This is a genomic window from Halobacteriovorax sp. GFR8 (genome assembly GCF_050955245.1).
In the GTDB taxonomy this organism is placed as follows: Bacteria; Bdellovibrionota; Bacteriovoracia; order Bacteriovoracales; family Bacteriovoracaceae; genus Halobacteriovorax_A.
The window spans coordinates 928,973-949,882 of record NZ_JBPBLR010000002.1 but is presented as its reverse complement, the minus strand read 5'-3'; the positions used below and the strand labels follow the sequence as shown (position 1 = coordinate 949,882).

22 protein-coding genes and 1 tRNA gene are annotated in these 20,910 nt (G+C 35.9%); 9 read left to right on the top strand and 14 right to left on the bottom strand.

The window, feature by feature from the left end; translation table 11 throughout:
- Position 1 precedes the first annotated feature (1 nt).
- The 7 genes from ACRXC1_RS05160 to ACRXC1_RS05130 form a co-directional block, all read right to left on the bottom strand.
- Positions 2–973 carry a PulJ/GspJ family protein gene (locus ACRXC1_RS05160; RefSeq protein ID WP_433657057.1) on the bottom strand — a complete coding sequence of 324 codons (972 nt, stop codon included), beginning with the start codon at positions 971–973 and terminating at the stop codon, positions 2–4.
- On the bottom strand, positions 974–1,420 hold the full coding sequence (locus ACRXC1_RS05155) for a hypothetical protein (protein ID WP_433657055.1): 447 nt from the start codon (positions 1,418–1,420) through the stop codon (positions 974–976).
- Positions 1,421–4,258, bottom strand: coding sequence for a hypothetical protein (locus ACRXC1_RS05150; RefSeq protein ID WP_433657053.1), 2,838 nt, complete (start codon positions 4,256–4,258; stop codon positions 1,421–1,423).
- A 27-nt stretch (positions 4,259–4,285) separates the two neighbouring features.
- Positions 4,286–5,704 carry a hypothetical protein gene (locus tag ACRXC1_RS05145; protein WP_433657051.1) on the bottom strand — a complete coding sequence of 473 codons (1,419 nt, stop codon included), beginning with the start codon at positions 5,702–5,704 and terminating at the stop codon, positions 4,286–4,288.
- Positions 5,705–5,857: 153 nt separating this feature from the next.
- Entirely contained in the window at positions 5,858–6,319 is a 462-nt protein-coding gene (locus ACRXC1_RS05140; RefSeq protein WP_433657049.1) for a hypothetical protein, read from the bottom strand.
- A gap of 246 nt (positions 6,320–6,565) precedes the next feature.
- A complete protein-coding gene (locus ACRXC1_RS05135; RefSeq protein WP_433657047.1) occupies positions 6,566–7,771 on the bottom strand; it encodes a DNA recombination protein RmuC in 1,206 nt (401 codons plus the stop codon).
- Positions 7,771–8,727 (bottom strand): M23 family metallopeptidase, encoded by a 957-nt coding sequence (locus tag ACRXC1_RS05130; protein ID WP_433657045.1) that lies wholly within the window; start codon positions 8,725–8,727, stop codon positions 7,771–7,773. The genes ACRXC1_RS05135 and ACRXC1_RS05130 overlap by 1 nt, the downstream gene beginning before the upstream one ends.
- A 104-nt stretch (positions 8,728–8,831) precedes the next feature.
- On the opposite strand from ACRXC1_RS05130, the gene hisS reads away from it, so the two are divergent.
- Entirely contained in the window at positions 8,832–10,172 is a 1,341-nt protein-coding gene (gene hisS / locus ACRXC1_RS05125) for a histidine--tRNA ligase (RefSeq protein WP_433657043.1), read from the top strand.
- Between the two features lie 58 nt (positions 10,173–10,230).
- Here the strand turns inward: hisS and ACRXC1_RS05120 are convergent, their stop codons facing one another.
- Entirely contained in the window at positions 10,231–10,515 is a 285-nt protein-coding gene (locus tag ACRXC1_RS05120) for a hypothetical protein (protein WP_021266565.1), read from the bottom strand.
- A 192-nt stretch (positions 10,516–10,707) separates the two neighbouring features.
- Here ACRXC1_RS05120 and ACRXC1_RS05115 point away from each other — a divergent pair, with 192 nt between their 5' ends.
- The 7 genes from ACRXC1_RS05115 to ACRXC1_RS05085 all read left to right on the top strand — a co-directional run bounded on the left by ACRXC1_RS05115 (position 10,708) and on the right by ACRXC1_RS05085 (position 16,752).
- Complete coding sequence (locus ACRXC1_RS05115) at positions 10,708–11,142, top strand: hypothetical protein (RefSeq protein WP_433657041.1); 435 nt, start codon at positions 10,708–10,710, stop codon at positions 11,140–11,142.
- Between the two features lie 33 nt (positions 11,143–11,175).
- Complete coding sequence (locus ACRXC1_RS05110; RefSeq protein ID WP_433657039.1) at positions 11,176–12,504, top strand: tetratricopeptide repeat protein; 1,329 nt, start codon at positions 11,176–11,178, stop codon at positions 12,502–12,504.
- A 95-nt stretch (positions 12,505–12,599) separates the two neighbouring features.
- Complete coding sequence (locus ACRXC1_RS05105) at positions 12,600–13,211, top strand: hypothetical protein (protein ID WP_433657037.1); 612 nt, start codon at positions 12,600–12,602, stop codon at positions 13,209–13,211.
- A gap of 70 nt (positions 13,212–13,281) precedes the next feature.
- Positions 13,282–15,483, top strand: a complete 2,202-nt coding sequence (locus tag ACRXC1_RS05100) for a hypothetical protein (protein WP_433657035.1) — start codon at positions 13,282–13,284, stop codon at positions 15,481–15,483.
- Positions 15,484–15,538: 55 nt separating this feature from the next.
- Positions 15,539–15,614: transfer RNA gene (locus ACRXC1_RS05095), tRNA-Ala, on the top strand.
- Positions 15,615–16,115: 501 nt separating this feature from the next.
- Entirely contained in the window at positions 16,116–16,556 is a 441-nt protein-coding gene (locus ACRXC1_RS05090) for a helix-turn-helix domain-containing protein (protein ID WP_433657033.1), read from the top strand.
- Entirely contained in the window at positions 16,519–16,752 is a 234-nt protein-coding gene (locus ACRXC1_RS05085; RefSeq protein ID WP_433657031.1) for a hypothetical protein, read from the top strand. The genes ACRXC1_RS05090 and ACRXC1_RS05085 overlap by 38 nt, the downstream gene beginning before the upstream one ends.
- A 16-nt stretch (positions 16,753–16,768) precedes the next feature.
- Here ACRXC1_RS05085 and ACRXC1_RS05080 read toward each other — a convergent pair whose 3' ends face one another.
- From ACRXC1_RS05080 to ACRXC1_RS05065, 4 genes are all read right to left on the bottom strand, one after another.
- Entirely contained in the window at positions 16,769–17,275 is a 507-nt protein-coding gene (locus ACRXC1_RS05080; RefSeq protein WP_433657029.1) for a hypothetical protein, read from the bottom strand.
- 252 nt (positions 17,276–17,527) lie between these two features.
- Positions 17,528–17,854, bottom strand: coding sequence for a hypothetical protein (locus tag ACRXC1_RS05075; protein ID WP_433657027.1), 327 nt, complete (start codon positions 17,852–17,854; stop codon positions 17,528–17,530).
- Positions 17,855–17,877: 23 nt separating this feature from the next.
- Positions 17,878–18,255: a hypothetical protein gene (locus ACRXC1_RS05070; RefSeq protein WP_433657025.1), complete on the bottom strand. Its 378-nt coding sequence runs from the start codon at positions 18,253–18,255 to the stop codon at positions 17,878–17,880.
- A 2-nt stretch (positions 18,256–18,257) separates the two neighbouring features.
- Complete coding sequence (locus ACRXC1_RS05065) at positions 18,258–18,611, bottom strand: hypothetical protein (RefSeq protein WP_433657023.1); 354 nt, start codon at positions 18,609–18,611, stop codon at positions 18,258–18,260.
- Positions 18,612–18,842: 231 nt separating this feature from the next.
- Between ACRXC1_RS05065 and ACRXC1_RS05060 the strand changes: the two genes are divergently transcribed.
- Entirely contained in the window at positions 18,843–19,193 is a 351-nt protein-coding gene (locus ACRXC1_RS05060) for a hypothetical protein (protein ID WP_433657021.1), read from the top strand.
- Between the two features lie 442 nt (positions 19,194–19,635).
- On the opposite strand, the gene ACRXC1_RS05055 is transcribed toward ACRXC1_RS05060, so the two are convergent.
- Together ACRXC1_RS05055 and ACRXC1_RS05050 are read right to left on the bottom strand one after the other, a co-directional pair.
- Positions 19,636–20,154: a DUF6794 domain-containing protein gene (locus ACRXC1_RS05055; RefSeq protein WP_433657019.1), complete on the bottom strand. Its 519-nt coding sequence runs from the start codon at positions 20,152–20,154 to the stop codon at positions 19,636–19,638.
- A gap of 16 nt (positions 20,155–20,170) precedes the next feature.
- The gene (locus tag ACRXC1_RS05050; RefSeq protein WP_433657017.1) at positions 20,171–20,728 is read right to left on the bottom strand and encodes a hypothetical protein; all 558 of its coding nucleotides are present in this window, start codon (positions 20,726–20,728) and stop codon (positions 20,171–20,173) included.
- Positions 20,729–20,910 lie beyond the last annotated feature (182 nt).

The window sequence follows — 20,910 nt, the reverse complement described above, 5'->3', positions numbered from 1 at the left end:
ACTATTCAACGACATCAAAGTTCACATCAATAAATGGTAGAGATACATCCTTGCGCTTAAAGGTAAGACTTTTAAAGCCATCACCAATAACGAACTCTGTGTACTCTCCATTTGGCCTTTTGATCCCGCGAACGAGTTTGCCTAGCACTTGGTCATTATCCCTATAGGCCTTTAGTCGATAACGGATAATACGGGCCCTTGCAATATTGACAGAGTTAGCAAGGCCATAAACAAATGGAATATTTCGCAAGAAATCATCTTCATCATTGTAATAGTTCATACTTCTAATATCCCAATTAATGAACATATCGGATTCAATACTTTCTTTTACTAAATTCTTAGAATTTTTAGACTTGACCCAACCAAGGTAATTATACTTTACAGGAGGATTTGTACCTGGATTTTTACTATCTTTACGAACAGGCAGGTTTGTATATGCATAGATTAATGCATCCTTTCGCCAAATTAAATCCTGCTTATCATCCTCAAGTCCTGGCCGATAGAGCTTATTATTTAAGTTATTATTATAATTGAATCCGTGAAATTCTGTGCCGCTATTATATGCTTCACTAGGATTTAGGATAACTTCTTTAGAGAAGAAAGGATCTTGAATAAGGAAATAAATTGATGTTGAATAAGACCCAACTCCAGAAGGAGTCTTTAATGTGATCTCTCTTTCACAATTTTTTTCGCAAGTTACATCAAAGTAGAAGTCAAAGAAGTTCTTATTATTCTCATCCTTAAATTCTAAAGACCCCAGTGAAAGCTTAGCAAGTGAGAGGTCTTTACTTATGACTTGTTCAAATTGACTTAAATTAATCGTTTCTAAAATCTCTTGGGTTATTTTCTTATTATCTTTCTTATATTGACTAAAAAAATGAGTAGCAGATAAGAGAACAACTCCAGCAAGCCCTGATGCAACAAGAACTTCAACAAGAGTAAAGCCTTTCTTATTTCTTAACAACTTTAACATTTATTCCCCAGAAATGATAAATTCATAATCTTTAAAACCTTCAATATATGACCTATGGGTAACTCTTATGACGAGCTTTAAGAGGCCTCGGTAACTCGGGTGTGGAATAAGAACATAGCCCAACCTTCCCGGACAGGACGGACACTCATCCACGGAAGTAACTAGTTTATCATTCCATGCCAGTGGAAGCTTTTCATTTAAGTCTTGTACACTTGTCATGGATAAGAAGTCGTCACTGTTTAAGTTCATTTGAAAAAGAGCACTATTTGAAGAAATTTTTCGATAAAGAGAGTGAACAATATTATACTGAACGACTTGACTTCGAGACTTCTTATTCGCTTTCCTAAACACATTCTGACCTCCAACAAAGGCATATATTAGAACACCAAGAAGTCCAGCAGTAACAACAATTTCAGCTAGAGAGAGTCCCCTATTATCTAACTTCATCTAAAGACTCCCCGTTTCAACCCAATAGGTTTGTATATTAAAACGTCGATAACGATTTGGTATCTTAGACCTTGTCACGAGTCCACCATCATCAGGTAAACCAATCTCTGGATCAACAGTAGTCCAGTTATAATTGTTTGGACCTTCAAGCACAAAATGAATTGGAGAGCATGTTCTTAGGTCGTACTGCTCTTGTCTTGAGATATTCTTATCCCAAACGGTTATACTATTATCACAATTTAAAATATCACCATTATCCCTTCTTCGAGCAAGCCATTTATATTCTCGAAGTTTTTCAATGGCGGCAGGATGCCATATATTATAGAAATCAACTCCAGCATTAAGAGCTCCACTAGGTATTTCTAATTTATTTACTAGTAATGTTCCCACAAATGTTAAAGGTGTTGACCTTGCTTCGACAACCAAGTCCTGACAAGCATAGAAACCAAAGATAAAATCAACCTCACTTGGTATGATACATTTCTTAGTCACGGACTGATTTGGGATACCTCCAGCATCACCTGGAAACATATTCCCCTGATTGAAACGATATAGATCTTGCATCTCCATAACGTCAGTTAAAGTCACTCCATTACCCCCAACATCATACATCCATGAATGTAGAGTATTCTTAGTAAAAGAGATATCCCAAGAAAAATTATCATTATCAGGAATACCAGAACACTTATCTTTAAGCTCCTTACTTTCTGATAATGTTAACCCATCTTCTGGAATATAAATCTCATCACTTAACTTATCAAAAAATCCTTCTTCTGGTTTTCTTGGTGGTTCATTTGAGGAATTATCTTTTTTCAGAAGTGTCCAACCTCCAAGTTCCCTATCTTCAGCATTGGTGTACTTAACACCGCTAAACTTTCCAAACTGATCCCTTAAGAACACGATATTTATAATATTAGGATTTCCTAGCTCATTAGGTCCGGGTTTCTGAGGCTCACTTCGGCGCGCTCCTGAAATTGGGTTTGAACTATTTTCAATGGCAAAATCAAATGCTGTTATTGACAGTTTTATTTGTGAAATATTCTTATAAACATCTGTATTGAGTTGGTCTTTATTTGTAATTCCTAAGTTAAAGTTCGTGATATTTGTCGTAGATGCTGACATTTTCAAGTCAATACTAGGCTGGTTTTTTAAAAAATCATCAATCTCCTTTAATGATTCATCCTTCAACTTCTTATAGTCATCTGATAGCCTTTCAATTTCACTTACACGGAAATCACAAGTGGCCTTTCTTGCAGGCTTCTTAGAATACTCGCTTGAGCAGCTTCCACTTTTATCTGTATTAAACCCAGCACTAACGAGGCTACATTCACTAGATCTCACATTTGAATTTTTTGAGTTAAGACTATTACATTTATCTTTCAAACGACGAACGATACCTTCAAATTCATTCTCTTTATAAGTATCATCAAATTGTTCCTCTGAAACAGTTTCTTGATTTAAGACATCTTTTGATTTTATAAAGTTGACATTAGAATTTAAGTTAATTTTGAACTGGGAATCTCTTGCAAGCAAGAGCTCTGCATACTCACCATTTGCAGGTACAGTAACATCCATTTTCATGATTGGTTTTTCAGAGTTTCCAGGATCAATATAAGAAACAGTATTCTTAATATTATCTAATATCTTTATATAACCTTCTTTTTCACTTACCATGGCACTAGGATAGCCATACTCCTTAAACTCATTTGAAATAGGAAGGTCCGTTTTAGATAGTCCAACACTGAAACCACTACTCGCTTTTCTGCCAAATAAGCGAGAGTCACGAGTTTCAGATAAATTCTCCTCTAATTTTCGCCAGATATCACACTTCTTTGCAAGAGCTGTATCTGAGTAGTAAGCATTGCCAAATAAGACAGCAATCCCTTCATCTACCTCATCCTCAAAGATCACCCCTCTCTTTATCGTTTTAACCATTGGATAGGTTGAATAAAGTTGGTCATTGACTCCACCATGACTTGGCGGTTCAAAATCCCCACTACTTCCTCTAATACTTCCTCGACCTAAGTGAATATTTGAATATAGTCCAACAGGGGCGTATGAAGAAGTCGGGATAATTAAATCATTATCGACATAGATTGGTGCATGAATATTTAATCCTTTAGCACTTTTTGAACCGGTGTATTTCGTTATATCAAAATCTCCACCTTTAATAATTGCAAATTGATTCAAAGTACGAGGAAAAAGTCCGACTAAGCTACGGGCATAAGGCTTTTTATCGTAATCATCACATTGAGAATCCTCTTTCATCTTTGCTTCGACATAAATTTCGATATAACGATCATCCCCGGATGTATAAAGAGCACTATTCTCAGCACGATTAAGCTTAATAAGCACTTCATCCATACAGTTTCGCAAAGTATGTGAGAGTGATAAGTTGATAGGATGACTCTTACTTAGTTCTTCTAGTGACTTAATTTTTACAGTTGTTTGAACTTCATTTAAGGCAGGTTCAAATCCAATTTCTCTATTGTATTCATTTTGATATGCTTTCTTTATTGCTGTTACAGCAGTGCTAGACCAAAGAAGTCTTTCAAGATTACGTTTATTACTAATAACCTCTTGCATGTCACCAGAGCATTTTTCACTACGTTCCCAACTCTCATCCATACACCAACGATTCTTTAGTGCATGTGAAGTATAAGAAATTAATCCTCTGGTAAAAGTATCAATTTCAGCGTTTATACGTCCATCTTTCTTCTTTTTTGAAACCACGTCGAGAACCTTATTAAGGTTCATGGTCAAGTATGCTGCCGCAACAGAAGCAAAGATAATAAATGCTAAGGCCGCGCCACCTTTTTCATTTTTTAATAATTTCATAAAATTCCGTCTTTAATCGATTAACCACTAAAGCGCTGGAGAAAACCAAATGTCATAGACACTTCCATTTCGTCCATCTTCAGTTGTAAAGATTGATTTTTCTCTCGCTTCGGCCCTTCCTTCAAAGGCGATATGTCCTTTCTTGTAATCTAAGCTTATTGATGTAACTCCTAGTTTTAGAAGTGACGTTAACTCGGAACTTTCACTTACTCCATTACCATTGAGGTCATTCCACAAAATAAGATTTGAATATATCTCATCATTAGCATCAATGATGCCATCATTATTCGAGTCATATTTTGCAAGAGCTCTAAAACCATTTTCATAAGTATTTTGATTACCAAATAGCTCTAATGCACTATTGATTTTCCCATCTCCATTACGATCTAGTGCAAGGAAGTAGCCTTTTGAATTTGGCTCAACCCAGTTTATGATTGGAACATCATTGATAAGTGGAAATGAGCTGCGGCCTAGAAACTGCGGAAGTTCAGAGTCAAAAAATAACATTAACGGTGAGTAATAAGATCCACAAAATTGATTACGTCCCAAGAAAGCGGCTTTTATATTAAGACAATCCTCAAAATCATTTAGACCAATACTACCCTTGTAATCTAATTTAACCCATTTATCTTCATCAACATTATGTTGAAAAAACTCAACATTAACATCACTTGATCGACCAGAAAACTGAACTTTCCCAGTACTTAAATCTCTTGCCCCTGTACGCTTAGGAATTTGTATCTCTGAAATTAAGACATTAACTTCCCCTTCATGAATTTCACTTTCGGCCGTATCATCAGCTCCTGAAACAATACGAGTTTCCACATCCATTGTCTCTTTACCGCGAATTCCACAATTAGCAATTCCAGGCTTCTTAGTATAAGAAGACTTAGCAGCATAACCAGTTCCCTTCCAATTATAGAAGAACTTACATTTTACTTTCTTATTAAGATCAGCTTGTCCTAAAGGGTCACCTTTACGAGAGCAATCAAGATAGTCATTTAAGAAAAATTTCTCTTTGTTATAAGAGCAATTATAATCAATATTTCGTGATGAATTTCCACTTTGAATTAGACACTTAACCTTATTTGTATCAGCTTCCCAATTACAAGACTGTCCATAAGTATTTGGCCAAGTAACTTGAGGAGAGAAGGTAGTATTACTTTCAAACAGCTTTCCACCATTTGAAAGTTTAACATTCATTTTAATATCACCGCCACGAGGATCAATTGAACTCTTTGCGTGACGAAGGTTTGCACCATAACATGTCGGCGTCAGAGTAATATTTAAATGCTTAGAACGAAATTGATCACAAGAATTTTTCTTAACAACATTACCGACTTGATTAAGCTTAACCCCAAGAGCTGTGTTATTTGGGATTACTGAAATTCCTTGAGCGAATGCCTGATGGCCACTAAATATGATTAAGAATAAGAATGCTAACATTTTACTACTTCCTTTCTGTAAGTAATTTCCTTTAGCTTAACATCACTATTTTAAAGCACTTACAACTTACTGAATTCACAACTCTTTAAAACCTAAACCTCTTATGTAACTAAAATTACGTGAGTACTATTCTTGGCATCAAGCCCAAAGAATTTATTTACGAGAGTTTTGTTTATCTACTAGCTCGTTAAATGAGTCTTCGATCTCTTTAAAGTAATCGCCTTTTCTAAAAGTTACCTTCTCTAAAAAGTGCTCTTCATCTTCTTGAGAGTTGGCCAATTTTTTAAAATGTTGATTCAATCGATACAGTGGCCCAGCTATCTTATGAGACATTGTTAAGCCTAGATAGAGAAATAAGAAGAATGAAATGAGTACAGCAATAAGAAGCGAGAAGCTGATAATTTGAACTTGTACATCCCAAAAGCCTTGAAATGCCTGGCTTTGAAAAAAACCACTCTCCTCTGCCATCTCTTTGACGTTGACCAAGAAAGACAAAATTGTGGCCACAAAGAGCCCACAAGAGATGAGATTTAAGAATCCAAATTTAACAAGAAAGTGTTTTTGAAATTCTGGATTGATCCAGATTTGCTTTAGACGACGGCGATTTTTTGCCATATCTGAACTCCTATAATATATATTTAAATACTATTATAGGAGCTTACTTAAGTTATTGAAACAAGGGAAAAGTTATCCTTATTTCCTAGTGATGATCATCCATCATGGCATCATCAAAGTCTTTACAAGCAATAGCTAGAGAAGCTGGTAAAAGTGCCCAAAAACCCACTAAACTAAGTGCTACGAATACTTCTAAACTCATATATTATTCCTTTTATTCTAAATTTCTTTGAAACCTATTGGCCATTATAAGTCATTTAGACTTTCCTGACTAGAAAATTCGACTTCAGGGGCCTGCCCCTTATCGATCTCAACTTCCATAATCCTTTGAAACCTTTTGGAAATCTTACCAGTCGTTATATTAATATTATTTACGTCTTTAGTTACCGTCGCTAAGTGCTTAGTTAGGTCACCCCATCTCTTCTCGTATAGGCCAAAATCAACACCCAGCTTATTGATCTCTTCGTGTAGAATCGACATATATTTAGAGCGCTCCATATTCATCAGAACTGACTGGACAGTTGTTAAAGTGGCCATAAAAGTTGTCGGTGAAGCAATCCAAACATTCTTCTTTTGAGAGTAAGCAATAATATCTTCGTGATAAGCATGAATCTCAGCAAAGATTGCTTCTGCAGGAAGAAATAGAACGGCTTGCTCAGAAGTTTCACCCTTAATGATATATTTTGAAGAAATATCATCAATATGCTTTTTAACGTTCTTCACAAACTCACGTCGAGCAAGAGTCTTCTCCTCAACACTCCCCTCAAACATTCTCTTGAAGTTCTCTAGTGGAAATTTCGAGTCGACACATAATCTTCCAATTGGCTCAGGAAGATCAAGCATTGCATCCACGAGCTTGTCGTTAGATAGCTTAAACTGAAGCTTATAGTACTTATCACCTTCTCCAAAGACAGACTTAAGTAGCGAAGTTAGTTGAACCTCTCCAAAAATCCCGCGAGACTTCTTATCAGTTAAAACTTCCTGAAGGCTTACAACATTAGTTGAGAGAGATTCAATCTTCTTTTGGGCCTCATCAATTTTAGCAAGACGAGCGATAATACCAGTAAAAGTTTCGTTAGTTTTTTTGAAACCTTCATTTAAGTTTTCTTGAACCTTATTATTAATCTTCTCTAACTTTTCTTGGATAGCATGATTAGTCTTATCAAATTTCTTTTCAAGGTCTTGCGTTAGCTGATCCTTAAAGCTAAACATATCTTTATTAAGTGCACCTTTTGTCTCCATTAGGCGCTCAACCACAATCTCACGAAGATTTGAGAAGTTCTCTGCTAGTTGATTATTATTTCTAAAAAGCGTCTCAGTAATATCATCTTTTTGAGAACGGATAAGGTTAGTTACTTCATCAAAGTTAACCGTATGCTCTTTCTTAAATATAAGAAATAAGAAAGCTAAGATTGCGACTTGTAAAACGATGACAATAATTATTGGAGTCATTAATTCTTTCCTTCAATTTTTGGCGTAACATATTTCTGGGCCTTGAGAGTTCGCTCTTTTTCTTTAATGAATTGCAGGCCATCAACCCATTTCCCTTGTACACGTACACCCCAGTGTAAGTGCGGAGCACTTGAACGACCAGTATTACCACTTAAAGCGATGATTTGACCACGCTTAACTGTATCACCTTGATTAACCTTGAATTTTGACAGATGGCAATACATTGTGATGACACCGGCTCCGTGGTCGATGAAAACAGCATTACCATTAAAGAAGAGATCCTTAACAAGTATAACTCTTCCATCATTAGAAGCTTTTACTGGAGTAGGCCTTCTGGCGCGCATATCAGTTCCCGAGTGCCAGCTATTCTTCTTATTATTGAAAACGCGACGATTTCCATAGTAGGCTGTTATTTTTGAGTCAAGAGGCTTAATAAAGTCCTTATCTGTTAGTGACTTCTCTAACTCAGCTGTCGCATAAGCTTCTTTTTGTAACTTTACTTCCTCTTGCCAGCGCTTAACAGCCTCAGGAGACAAGTCGACATGTTTTTTTGAAACCTTGATATATGACTTCTTATAATCAAAAGGCTTAATTTCAAATGTTGCGATATGGTATTGAACCTCTTGGCCGTAAACTTCAGACTTTAGGTAGCAGTGAACAGAAGTCGCAGCGTTTGTCTCCTCGCCATCCTTTGTCTCAAAGTACCAATATTTTGGTGCCCAAACTGTCTCGAGAGTATTCCCTTTCACATTGTGGCCAAGAGTTTCCTTTCCACAAAGAACTCGAAACTTCTCCCCAATACTTGGCAACTCCAAGACAATTTTATTGACCTTCCCAGGGTAGGCAATTCGCTGTTCAACTTCGTATGTCCCAAGTTGTGGTAATGGTTTGATCCCAGCACATGAATAGATAAATAGAATAAAGAAAAGTGGTAATAGCTTTGTGTGTTGTCTCATATGAAAATTATGGCAAAGAAGTCACGTTTTTTAAACGCCTATTGCTTTAAAAGTACTAAAAATCAGGGTATAAACAAATATATTTATTTCGAAGGGGTAATTTAATGGCGACTATTAAGCCACAAAACGCAAAAGGAACTAGAGATTTCGGGCCAATCGAGTCAGCAAGAAGAAATCATATTTTTGAAACAATTAAAAAAAGGTTTCAATCTCATGGTTTTATGCCACTTGAAACACCGGCCGTTGAAAACTTGAACGTACTTACGGGAAAATATGGAGAGGAAGGAGATAAGCTTCTTTTTCGCGTTCTGAACTCAGGAGATTTTTTAAAGAAAGTTAAACCTGAAGATCTTCAAGAAAAAAACCTTGGGGCCGTTTCAAGTAAAATGTGTGAGCGTGGACTTCGCTACGATCTAACAATTCCATTCGCTCGTTATGTGTGTGCTAATCTTAATGATCTTGCTCTGCCATTTAAGCGCTACCAAATTCAGCCGGTATGGCGCGCTGACCGTCCTCAAAAAGGACGCTACAGAGAGTTCTATCAGTGCGATGGAGATATCATCGGAACAGAATCACTACTAAGTGAAGTATCACTTGTGGAAGTCTATCATGATGTATTTAAGGACCTAAAGATCGACGGTGTTGAAATCGTCATCAATAACAGAAAAATCCTTCAGGGAATTGCAAGTGTTCTTGGTGTTAGTGACAAATTAACAGATATGACAATTGCTATTGATAAACTTGATAAGATTGGCGCTGAGAAAGTTGGAGAAGAACTACTTAATCGTGGCTTCAATAAAGATCAAGTAAATCGCCTCTCAACTCTTCTTACTCTTGAAGGTAGCTCAGATGAGAAACTTACAACGATAAAGAACTTCCTAGGTGAAGATGAAATTGGAAAACTAGGCCTTGAAGAACTAGAATTTGTTCTTACAAACGTAAAAGAGCTTGGAATTGAGAACTTAGTATTTGACCCTACCCTTGCACGTGGACTTGATTACTACACAGGTTGTATCTTTGAAGTAAAGCTAGTCGATGGTTCAATGGGAAGTATCGGTGGCGGTGGACGCTACGATGACTTAACAAGTATGTTTGGTCAAAAAGAGAAGCTCTCAGGTGTTGGAATCTCATTTGGAGCAGAAAGAATTTATGATGTGATGCTTGATCGCGGTCTATTTGAAGATATTAGTGCAAGCGTTGATTATATGATCATCAATATGAGTGATGAAGATCAAAAAGAATACCTCCAGATAGCTCGTAAATTTAGATCAGAAGGCCATTCTATTGAGATTTACCCTACCTCAGCTAAAATGAAGAAGCAGATGACTTATGCTAACAAGCGTGGAGTGAAGAATGTGATCTTCTATGGAGAGGCCGAGAAAGAAAAAGGTGTGCTACAAGTGAAGCATATGGAATCTGGAGAACAATCAGAAATTAAATTTTAATTAAAAAAGGCCAGCTTAGCTGGCCTTCTTTATTTCTAACGAAATTGATTCGTGTCGATTATCCTAGGATATCGTATGGACGAATTGTCTTTCTACCGTTAGCTGTACATCTCTTTTGAGCTTGATCAACTAGCCAGTATACGTACTCGTTCATTGCTTCAAGAGCGTCAGAAGATACATTGTATCCTTTACCCTTAAGAGCTTCTTTAGTTTTTGAACCAACTAGAAGCATTTCTTTTTTCTTAGTTGCTTTTTTAGCTGTTTTCTTAGCTGCTTTTTTTGGAGCTGCTTTCTTCGCAGCCTTCTTTGGAGCTGCTTTTTTCGTAGCTTTTTTCTTTGCCATTTTAAACCTCGTGTTTAGTGTTTTTAACGAAAAATTTGTAATAATGTAATTTTAAGTACCTGGCCTAAACTACGTCAATAAAAAAAACGGAATGCCTCTTTAATTTGTCGATAAAACCCCCCAATCTCAACTAAATAAATGGGTAAAATGGTCACCTTTGCGCCAATTCCAAGCTTGAGCTAATCTTTAGGGATGGATAAGCAAGCTATTAAAATTGCTTCAGAAAAAAGCAACAAATTTATATTAGCGTTTGAAAATATCACAAGTAATACAAACGTCTACGATACAGAGAAAAACCAAATACTCATGTTGGAAGCACCTAACAGTATATGTGCAATCATCCCAAAGAAAACATGTGCAAATGGCCACAAGATCAATCTCTACATTATTCAAAGCTCACAAGTACCAAAAGGACAGCTCGGCAATATTACAAAACTTGCGAATGTCATAAAGCTAGTAAGCGAGGTCATTGAGATTGAAGAATATGGTAAAGAAAAAAATAAAGTTGTTTTTCGCTTACTTGAAGACAACTTAAAAGAGCATAAGAAAATTGAGGCGGTGATCTTAGAAAGGCAAGAACGCTTTAATGAACTTTTGAAAGAATATAGAAACACACACAATGACTAAAAATAATTAAGAGACAGTTACGGAATTGAAGAAATGAATAGAGAAGCATTTTTTAACGACATGGAAGTTTTGGTAGTCGAGTCCATAGGAAACGCACGCGTGGCCTATGAGAATGCGTTTAAGACTCTGGGAGTCCAGAGGAAGAATGTGCGATTTGCCAAAACTTTCGAAGATGCCATTAAAGAGATGAGGAGCTTTAAGCCTACTCTTGTTTTCTCTTATGAAGTACTCGCTGAAGGGCGCTACAATGAAGTATTAAAAGAACACTTAAAAATTCTTCCAAATCGAACAAAGAGTAGTTTTATTCTTTTGACTCAAAATGACTCAATTGATGCAATTTCAAGAATTGCCCAGCAACAAGTCGACCTTGTACTACCAATCCCATTTACGGTTGATAGTATCAAGGCCCTGATGGAAGAACTTTATCAAATGAAGTCTTCCCCTAGTGACTACAGAAAGCTAATTAATGAAGCTTATGAGTACGTTGGGACAAAGCATGAAAAAGTTTTTGAAATTACTCAAAAGGCACGCGAAATCTCTGACAATGCATATGAGTCATTTTATCTTGAAGGTCTCTGTCAATTTAAAGAAAAAAAGTATGATGATGCTATCAAGTCTCTAGAGCAGGCCTATGCACTCAACCCAACAGACTTTAACACTTTAAAGTTATTCTTTAAAACATATAAGCATTTAAAGAACTACTACATGGCACTTCAATACTCACTGAAACTTCATGCCACCTACCCTATTTCTCCTGATATGCTTCGAGACCTTTCAATGGTGGCCGTTGCAGCGAGAAAGCATGAATTGATCATAAATTACTATGAAGCCTATAAGAAAGTTAATGAACCGGCAGATGATATCAAGGATGCCATTGCCGCAGCTATAGTTATTTATGTTCAATGTGAACTGGATAAGATCGATTTCAATAAAGCAAAGATTCAAGATCTTGCAGTTAATAAGAGCTATAGAGAATCTCTTAAACTTTTAGAAGAAGCTTCAATAATTTGTACGACAAAGCCAGCAATTCTAGAACGTATGCTTGTTGTCCTTGCCCATACACCAGACAATAAGACGACAAAATTTATTCAAATTAAACAGAAAGAAAAATTCCCAAAATATGAAAATGCTCCACTGATGGATGCCCTCGTTTGTGACAAAGATTCCACTGCATCTCAATCATTAAAGATGGCCATTGATACATTAAATAGTGGTTTTAAGTCAGAGATCCTTTATGAAATAATTATAAAGAGGTCTGTTGAAATGAACCGTAAAAAAGAAAGTACTCAAGAATGGTATGAGCAGGCCCTTAAAATCTATCCAAATATAAAGGTTAGGCTCGATAAATTTTATAATGCCTAATGTGATTACGAACACTTCGCCCTGCGCCGTACCATAAAGACCTTTGCATAGGCCCACCAAAATTATATAAGAATAGGAAATTTTTGGGGGTATTTATGTTTAGAGCAGTAATTTTGCTAGCTGCAATTGTTTACTTAACAAGTACAATGGCGCAATTTCAAGCACCACAAATTCCATCTCATACACAAGCTCAATGTGTAGAGAAGCTATGTGCAAATAATCCAGGTGAATGTAGTTCAAGAACGCAGCATCGAATGATCTTTGATGCATGTTCAAGACAACTTGATCTAGGATGTGTTGATCTTTCAATGAAACTGATCTCAAGCTATGAGCAAAATGACCTAGAAGAAATGATCTCAATTGCTCGCTCTTGTCAGTATGTTTCAGGATACGCTCACCAAACGGCCATGAAGAATATGTACCGTTATGACCGTGATGAATTTTCAGAAATCACATTTATTAACTCAAGACTTTGGCTTGTTCAATACTCTTGTTTAACAAGTGCGCTTTCAAGACTTCACCCAAGAGACTTTGATAGTCTTGAAGATTTAAAAGCAATTACAAACCAATGTACTGGTACTTTTGATGTTGCCTGCTTTGAGACGCAGTGTAAGTCAAAATACTCATGTAACGATCAAGAAGAGGTTGTGGATGCACTAAGAAGCTGTATCTCAGGGCCAAGTAAAGTTGATCGTCGCAGACTTTAAAATTTACAAAATTTAAAATTAAAAAGCTAAAAAAATAAACACACAAGAACACAACACACAGGTTTTTTTAATGATTAAAATTCTAATTAAAATAGTGGCCATCACGATGGTGGCCTCGTTTTCTAAGGCTCAATTTAATAGCTCGATACTCTTTAACGGACGCTTAGCAAACTCATGTCAGTTTGTCAGTGACCAAGCAGTTCTTGAAGTCGTCGACTCTCTTATAACTGCAATCAAAGATATCAATGATGAGCGCTACCGTTGCCAATCTATATACGCAAACTCTAAGGCATTCCTCGCCTCTTTAAGCGAGCAGTATCGTACAAGCTCAAATGAACTTTCGATCATCGATGCAAACCTTGAAACGATCTCAAGTGAAGTTTATAAACTTGTTACAAGTAGCTCATACGCAGGAGAATACGATCAAGAGATCCTAAGTCTTCAGCGTCGTAGACAAGAACTTTTAGATAGTGACTACAATCAAAACAATGGAGTTGTGGACTCACTAAGTATGGCCACGACGATCCTTGATGACCTAAGAGCAGCACCAGAGTGTGATGAGGACCTTGGAACAAAGATGATACGTCCAACGATCATGCTTATGGGACAAGTTGCAGGAGCACTTTACCCAGGTTCAAGTTTATTTACAGCAGCTGCTTCTACAGGCCTTGCCAATATGGTCGACAGCTTAGTTTCTTACGTACAATTTAAGGGCAATGATGCAAATCAAGCGCTAGAAGATCTGTATAATAGTCGTAACTATTACGTTTCTTATAAGTGTGCATATAAGAATATCAATGCCATGACTTGTAATCTTCGTCGCAAGAATGCAACAAGAGAAGAAGCAAAATGGCTTTATAATTATATTAAGGAGCTTGATACTCCAGATAAAGATTTCGAACGCATCAAGGACCTTAGAAAGCACTACCCTCGCCTACAGCGTATTCTAAGTGAACTTCGTGACATTTACGAAACTGCAAATCAACAAGACACGATTGTTACCATTGCCACTCTTCAAAAAGAGCAGGCGAAGCTTAGACTCTATCAACCAAATCCTTACGAAATTGAGGAATGGAATGATAGCTACCAGAACATTCGCCCATGGAGTGAGTGGGCCCATATGCTCACTTGGTATTCTAATATCAACTCAAAGCTAAAGGTCTACTGTCGTGAATTCCAAGACGGAAAATACTGGGTAAAAGAAAATAGTGATTGTCAGGAAGGTGCTATTGCACGTGACGAAGATCGTACGCAATATATCCAAGAAGTTGTTAAGCCTGCTCTAGCAGACCTTGCAGCAGACAAGGAAAGACTTTCAGAGAAACTTAGAAATTCAGTAAACGTTGAAAGGCTTTATAAAATTATCGAAGCTGAAGATAATTGGCGTGATAATAAAAAAGACTTCTCAATTACTGAAGTTATTCAAATCTTTGAAGAAGACTTAGAGAATACAACAACTAGACCAGAAGCAACGTCACTCTTTTCAATTAGAATTAGGAAAGCACTTAAGGCCCTAAAGGCATTAGTTAATTTTGAAAATGTTGTGACAGACGCACAGGGGCTGACGCCAGAAGATTGTGATATCGATAATCCAACTTGTCAGTGTGACAGCTTTAAGGATCTTTCTCAAGCTGCTTATACGTACCTTGCAAATAATCTATCAGATGGAGACGTTCTTTCTGTTGAAACAATTGATGCAAGTTTTTACAATTATATCCGCACAGTAGAAGAGTTCTTCCTATATGGACTTCCTTACGCTGAGTCGCCAAAGCTTACTTATGAAGACAGCTTAAATTACTCTAAGTATATTTTCCTTGTTCCAATTTATCGTGGCATTCAAGAAAGCCTTCTTCGTGGGGACAACGTGGGAGCAAGTAATATCCCATTAATGAATACAGCACGTCGTAACTTTGAAAAAGTTTTTGCAAAAGAAATCATCAAAGTTCTAAATAAGAATGTAAAAGTGGCCCTGGACAAAGGAAGCCGTCACGATATCTACCGTGACACTCTCCACTCTTGTGCTATCTATTACCCAATGATTAAACAAAAAGGGATGGGCCTTCGCGCGAAATACGTCCTCAAAAGATGTAAGGAGCTACTTGATAAGAGTGGCGGTATCCCTTACCTCATCCAAGGCCAAGAGCGCTTCTCAACAAAGAACGAAGCTTACAAAAACCAGTGCTTCTATCGTGACTACGAAGAGGCCGTAAGCACAAAGAAAGCAGAAATCGCTCGCGAACTTGATCAAAGTGGTGATTTACCAGAATTATAATATTGCCAACCCCACGCGGGTTGGCTATTATCTTTCTACAAAATATCTCAATTGAGGGCCTTTAGCTCAGCTGGGAGAGCGCTTCGCTGGCAGCGAAGAGGTCAGCGGTTCGATCCCGCTAAGGTCCACCATAAAAAAGCCCGTGCGGTATGAGCGTAAGCGAATATCACACGGGCTTTTTTTATTGTTGATTTTAGTGTCAGATATAATTGCTTTTGGCGGTTGCCTACAGGATGTAGGTATGTCGACGGAGGCAGGAGCCGGCAGTCGACTCGATCCCGCTAAGGTCCACCATTTTTCGTAAGGCTTTTTTAGAAGGCCTTTTTTTTCGCCCAAAATCTAAAAAGACATCGTTAACAACATTCTAAACACTTATAAAATCAATTACTTGGTATCTAGTGTTTGATCTCTTCTTCCGTTGTTCCAAAACTAACCATTGTGACTCAAAATGACTGAGGTTGGCTATTCGTAGCCAAAAATCTGGCTACGCCGATTAGCCTCACTTTCATGCACTGTCATAAAATTAGCCTTTGGTTTGTAACCATCTAAATTCCTTGAGCAATTTCACTGGCGTCCCGCTGGCTAGCTAGGCTAATCCAGCAAAACGTCTTAACTGTTAAAGGAGAACTAAAATGACAAAAACTAAGAAGAAAAAGAGAAATGGTAAAGCGATCACATCAGAGCACTTGGCTCTAAGAGAGCTGAGGCTTGAGTGTGAAATGACCCTTAAAGAAGCTGGTGAAAAGTACGGTCTAAGCTCTAAGGGAATGGGAGCAATTGAAAATGGTCGCGTGAGCCTCAATCGAGAAAAGATTGAGGATATCGTTAATTCTTATGGCCTTACCCACTTAGACTTCATTAGGTCTAAAAGATTAATTGAAAAGGGAGCAAAAAGAAGACCCAAGCGAAAATTCATAAAGACGGTACTTAAAAACTCAGATCGTCGAAAGTTATCAAAAAATTATCACCAAGGAGTGCCAAGTTCTACGCTCCTTAAGGCGAATAAAGAAAATTTCTCAAGACCAAGCATCTGCCATGTGCGGATACTCAAGGCCAACCATTGGACACATTGAAAATGGAAGGATTGAACTGGATGAAGAGCGTGTTCGACATATTGTGAAATCTTACGGCTACAAATACTCAGACTTCGAGGATTCTATGGCCAAGGCAGAACTTCGAGATACGATTGTGGATTCATGCCTAGAGAAGATAGACCAGCTTGATGATGGCAAGCTTGAGATTGTTAAGAATTTGTTGGGGAGCCTCTGAGGGAGGCTTCCCCTATTTAATCAACAAATGTTGTATCCGTCCAATCAGCAAAGTCTGTATCATCTAAAATATTATAACGATAATAGTCATATAAATACTTAGAATATTGATTATTGATAGGCTCATTATTTTTAATAGCATTAATAAATTCTAAGATAATATCACTCTCAACTTTCACTTCACCAATGTTTTGAATTAAGTAATCTACCTTTTTGAATAACAATAGTTTTCTATTTACTTTAATTTTAAAATGACCTCTACTTACTAAATTGGCAAGGAAGGTCTTACGGTGGCCCTTAACTTCTTTTAGGTTTTGTTGGATATATTTATAATGAATTAGGCTTTCAAGTTCTATGGTTTCATTGGTCTGTATTTTTTCATCTAAAAAAGCTAGATAGATACAGAATTCAAAAATGTTTCTTTCTAACCTAAGGAGAAGACTGTTACTTATAGTTGAATATAAATAGAGTGCTTTCTCTAAAGTCTTTTGTGGTACTTTTGTTACTATTTCTTTTATATCCAAAATTTAAATCCCAATGCGGTCGACAATGTCTTTCCGGCTGCTAGGCTACCAAAAACAAGCATCATTATATAACTTATACAATAAGCTACAGTATACTTTTTTATAAAACTTGTGGTCTAACTAACCACCACGATCGTCCATATTCAAGTATCAATTTTCTTTCGACTTCTGCAAAAGATATACCTTTAGGTTTATTCAAATGGATAATCAACAACCATATACTTAAAGAAACAAATGCTACTGTATACACAATCATATTTCCTCACTTAATTCTGACAATACTACACGAATATAGCTAATACTTTGATCACTTAACATTATCTTGTCAGGCTGTAATGAAGGATACTTTTTATCTATATTTATGAACTCTTGTCTTAAGTGGTCAATCTGAAGTTCGGCCTTAGCACAGTATAAAGAATCATAGGCATTACTAACTTCAACATTCTCGGCTTCATTTATAAGTAGAATCTTAAATAATGAGAGTACTTCATTTGTGGATAAAGGCTTCTCGAAGAAGTTAAGAAACCATTTAAAAACAAAAATAAATGGAGAGATAAACAAGAGAAGAAGCTTAATCACATTTGTGTTCCTTACAATCAAGACTAAATTCTCGATGAAGACAACATACCGAGATAAAACAAACAAGCAGTCTCTTTTAAAATAGGCTTATCTCCTATTGTCTCAACAAGACCTTCCGTTTTCAATAAATCTAAAGCCTTATTAGATAAAGTATCGTTACCAAGAATTAGACTTTCTACGCAATCAACGACTTCGGCCCTTGAAAACAACGAACATAGACTCATCATATTTTGCTTAAGACTTTCGTTTGATATTCCTTCCTTAAAGTCGCTTACTGTTTCAAATTCACCAGAAGTACTCCAAGAAAAGTTTTTAGATTTTATACGACATCCCGTAAAAACAACGGCTTCTTGATCTTTATTATCTTGTAGTAAATCGAGGACTTTATCTTTCAATTTCACGGTCATTTAATCTCCGAATATAAGTTCTTCTTGTATTTTGAAATGTATTCAGACTCACATTTGTAAGCATTGCCAATTATGTAAGGCTGATGCACCTTTACTTGAATTGGCTCTCCTACGTTACCACCTGCTTTAGCAACACTATTCTTAAAATGATTCTCAACATTAAGAGCATTTTTTCGATGAAAAAAGAAAATCTCTTCGATTTCCTTTATAAACTTACAATGATTTAAGTTAGGCTTCATTAAAACAACATCTTCACCACCAATAGAGTTTGCTCCTCCTTTTGTTAAAAGAGGATGATGTGAGCAAGATGCAAACAGAAAAGTAAGTAGTGAAATATAAATGAATTTCATATACAATTATTGTATTGCAATAACTGATTGATTTAAAGCGAAATTATGAAACTCAATACAATTATAAAGTTCATATTACTCACATTAATGTGCCTCGGCCTTATGGGTACGAGCTGTATCAAAGAAGGTGGATACGTATATAAAAAATACGAACTAAATCAATGCCCTCCCATCGAATACATTCTCCCACTTCATAATGGGACGAATACGAGCAGAATAGAATTAAGTGAAATGCCTGATTTACTTTGCAAAAAACTACCTTCTTATCAATATTTTAAGAATAACAATAGGACAGGGCCAATTTATTATCCAATGATCGAACGTCAAAAAGACAAGTGTTCTCTGTATGTAGCATTTAGAGCTTTTTTTCCTGACCAAGTAGGAGGAAAGAAAGCTGATACCACTGATTCAACTAAAGCATATACATATCCTAGCGGTATTGAGAATATCGACGCCTTTGCCAATGCATTAGTTCATGGAACGAAAATGGCTCCCTTAACTGCAAGAGAAATCAAAACAGGAAAATCTGATAAAGAAGATCTCGAATTCTGGTGTACAACCTTGAAGGGTGATAATAGATGAAGTTAAATAAATTTCAAGCAGCTTTTATATTACCAATTACAATTCTAATTTCAATACTCATTACTGGTTTTATTTCAGATCAGGTAAAAGTAAACTTTTCTGTTATAGGAATTATATTATCTCTTTTTTTGCCGTTTATTTTATTTTCAAAAAATTTAGTCAATCACCAGAACTTAAAAACGTCGAAGCAGCTCTGGCTACTGAACATATACTTCATTATTGACTGGTTTCTTATGAGCTGGTTATTTTATAGAAAAAATTCTGACGTAACATTCATATCATTCTACGATAATCTGATTCAAGCACTAGATGGATTCACAGCAGTAGTGTTGATAGGTTTAATCTACTGTCTCGGCTTAATAAATTTTGGGCTATTCAATATTAACAAACAGCTACAAAACAAATAATTAACCTCAATTATATTAGCCACAGAATAGACAGCTTATTGAGAATGATAAATTTTCTTATCTTTTTGAATATCATGCCAAAGATACTTAATAAGTTCCATGCTCATTGTATCAGGATGATTAATTCCTTTTCTTAAGAAATAGCTTGTTAGTTCAGGGTTTCGATTTCCCCACAACCATTTATTCCTAATATACATTCCATAGCCTCTATGAAGCAGTATCAGCTCGGTTTCTTTCATATCCAATAACTTCCTCTTAGTGCTTGGTTTCATTTCATTCTTTAAAATATCAATCCATTTATGTAGTTCATGAGGAATCTTAGAATAGTTTATAGCAGAGTCTAGTTTCTCAATTGATTCGTTTTCACTTGAAGGAAGAAAAGATTCCTGTCCTATAAATTGTTGAATAATCTTATCCTTAAATTTTATCCCGACATAAATAACAACAAGCAAAGCTATTATTATAGGCCCAAAAAAGAGAATCTTTCCTAAATTAGTATTAAAACTAGTCCAGTATTTAATCAGTTTATCAATCTTATCTTCTTTTTTATCCATAAAAATAACTATTGTATTAGCTTAAATCTTTAATTTCCTCTAAGGCCTTCATCAGCCTACTTTTTTCAAGTAAAAAGCCACCAAATACTATTAGGCAAAAGACAAACAAAAAACATAAGAGTATGAAGAGCATTAAAAATATTTTATCACTCTCAGCAATAAACAAAGAAAATATAAACATTCCAAATAATGATAATAACCAAATCGTTAAGAAAATGGATGAAAACAAGGGAATTCTTGCAGTCAGATAGACTTTATTATCAACTATCTTCAATATTCCTTTTAAAGGAACTGGCGTATTTACATGCAAAGAGAATAAGGCACGGTAAAATCTGAAATAGACTGTTGTATCATCTATAACCTTCAGAGAACCTACTTTTGTTCTACTAACTTTCCTAAGTTTCTCTATATCCATGAAAGAAAAATCAACAGGTATATTTATGACTTTAAATCCTTTTGAGAATATCCATGGTGAAAACATCTTAGTTAGATAGTATTCTGCGTATATAGAACAGACTATAGCAATCAAAATTATAAAATAAACTATGAGTGTATAATCTTTTTCTGCAATCATATCAGCCTTAATAAACAATAATATTTTTAAATATCTAACTATTTGAAATATCGGGATATTAGAACATGTTCTTAAAAAATAATTTCATCTTTAGAATAACTAATAACTTCCCTACTGACTTACTGTAATCACATAGATAAGAAAAATACACTCATACAATAGTTCGTTAGCTCATCAGAAAA

Bases quoted from the DNA above. Each gene is read 5' to 3' on its own strand.
- ACRXC1_RS05160 (WP_433657057.1), bottom strand. From the start codon at position 973: ATGTTAAAGTTGTTAAGAAATAAGAAAGGCTTTACTCTTGTTGAAGTT.
- ACRXC1_RS05155 (WP_433657055.1), bottom strand. From the start codon at position 1,420: ATGAAGTTAGATAATAGGGGACTCTCTCTAGCTGAAATTGTTGTTACT.
- ACRXC1_RS05150 (WP_433657053.1), bottom strand. From the start codon at position 4,258: ATGAAATTATTAAAAAATGAAAAAGGTGGCGCGGCCTTAGCATTTATT.
- ACRXC1_RS05145 (WP_433657051.1), bottom strand. From the start codon at position 5,704: ATGTTAGCATTCTTATTCTTAATCATATTTAGTGGCCATCAGGCATTC.
- ACRXC1_RS05140 (WP_433657049.1), bottom strand. From the start codon at position 6,319: ATGGCAAAAAATCGCCGTCGTCTAAAGCAAATCTGGATCAATCCAGAA.
- ACRXC1_RS05135 (WP_433657047.1), bottom strand. From the start codon at position 7,771: ATGACTCCAATAATTATTGTCATCGTTTTACAAGTCGCAATCTTAGCT.
- ACRXC1_RS05130 (WP_433657045.1), bottom strand. From the start codon at position 8,727: ATGAGACAACACACAAAGCTATTACCACTTTTCTTTATTCTATTTATC.
- hisS (WP_433657043.1), top strand. From the start codon at position 8,832: ATGGCGACTATTAAGCCACAAAACGCAAAAGGAACTAGAGATTTCGGG.
- ACRXC1_RS05120 (WP_021266565.1), bottom strand. From the start codon at position 10,515: ATGGCAAAGAAAAAAGCTACGAAAAAAGCAGCTCCAAAGAAGGCTGCG.
- ACRXC1_RS05115 (WP_433657041.1), top strand. From the start codon at position 10,708: ATGGATAAGCAAGCTATTAAAATTGCTTCAGAAAAAAGCAACAAATTT.
- ACRXC1_RS05110 (WP_433657039.1), top strand. From the start codon at position 11,176: ATGAATAGAGAAGCATTTTTTAACGACATGGAAGTTTTGGTAGTCGAG.
- ACRXC1_RS05105 (WP_433657037.1), top strand. From the start codon at position 12,600: ATGTTTAGAGCAGTAATTTTGCTAGCTGCAATTGTTTACTTAACAAGT.
- ACRXC1_RS05100 (WP_433657035.1), top strand. From the start codon at position 13,282: ATGATTAAAATTCTAATTAAAATAGTGGCCATCACGATGGTGGCCTCG.
- ACRXC1_RS05090 (WP_433657033.1), top strand. From the start codon at position 16,116: ATGACAAAAACTAAGAAGAAAAAGAGAAATGGTAAAGCGATCACATCA.
- ACRXC1_RS05085 (WP_433657031.1), top strand. From the start codon at position 16,519: ATGTGCGGATACTCAAGGCCAACCATTGGACACATTGAAAATGGAAGG.
- ACRXC1_RS05065 (WP_433657023.1), bottom strand. From the start codon at position 18,611: ATGAAATTCATTTATATTTCACTACTTACTTTTCTGTTTGCATCTTGC.
- ACRXC1_RS05060 (WP_433657021.1), top strand. From the start codon at position 18,843: ATGCCTGATTTACTTTGCAAAAAACTACCTTCTTATCAATATTTTAAG.
- ACRXC1_RS05055 (WP_433657019.1), bottom strand. From the start codon at position 20,154: ATGGATAAAAAAGAAGATAAGATTGATAAACTGATTAAATACTGGACT.
- ACRXC1_RS05050 (WP_433657017.1), bottom strand. From the start codon at position 20,728: ATGATTGCAGAAAAAGATTATACACTCATAGTTTATTTTATAATTTTG.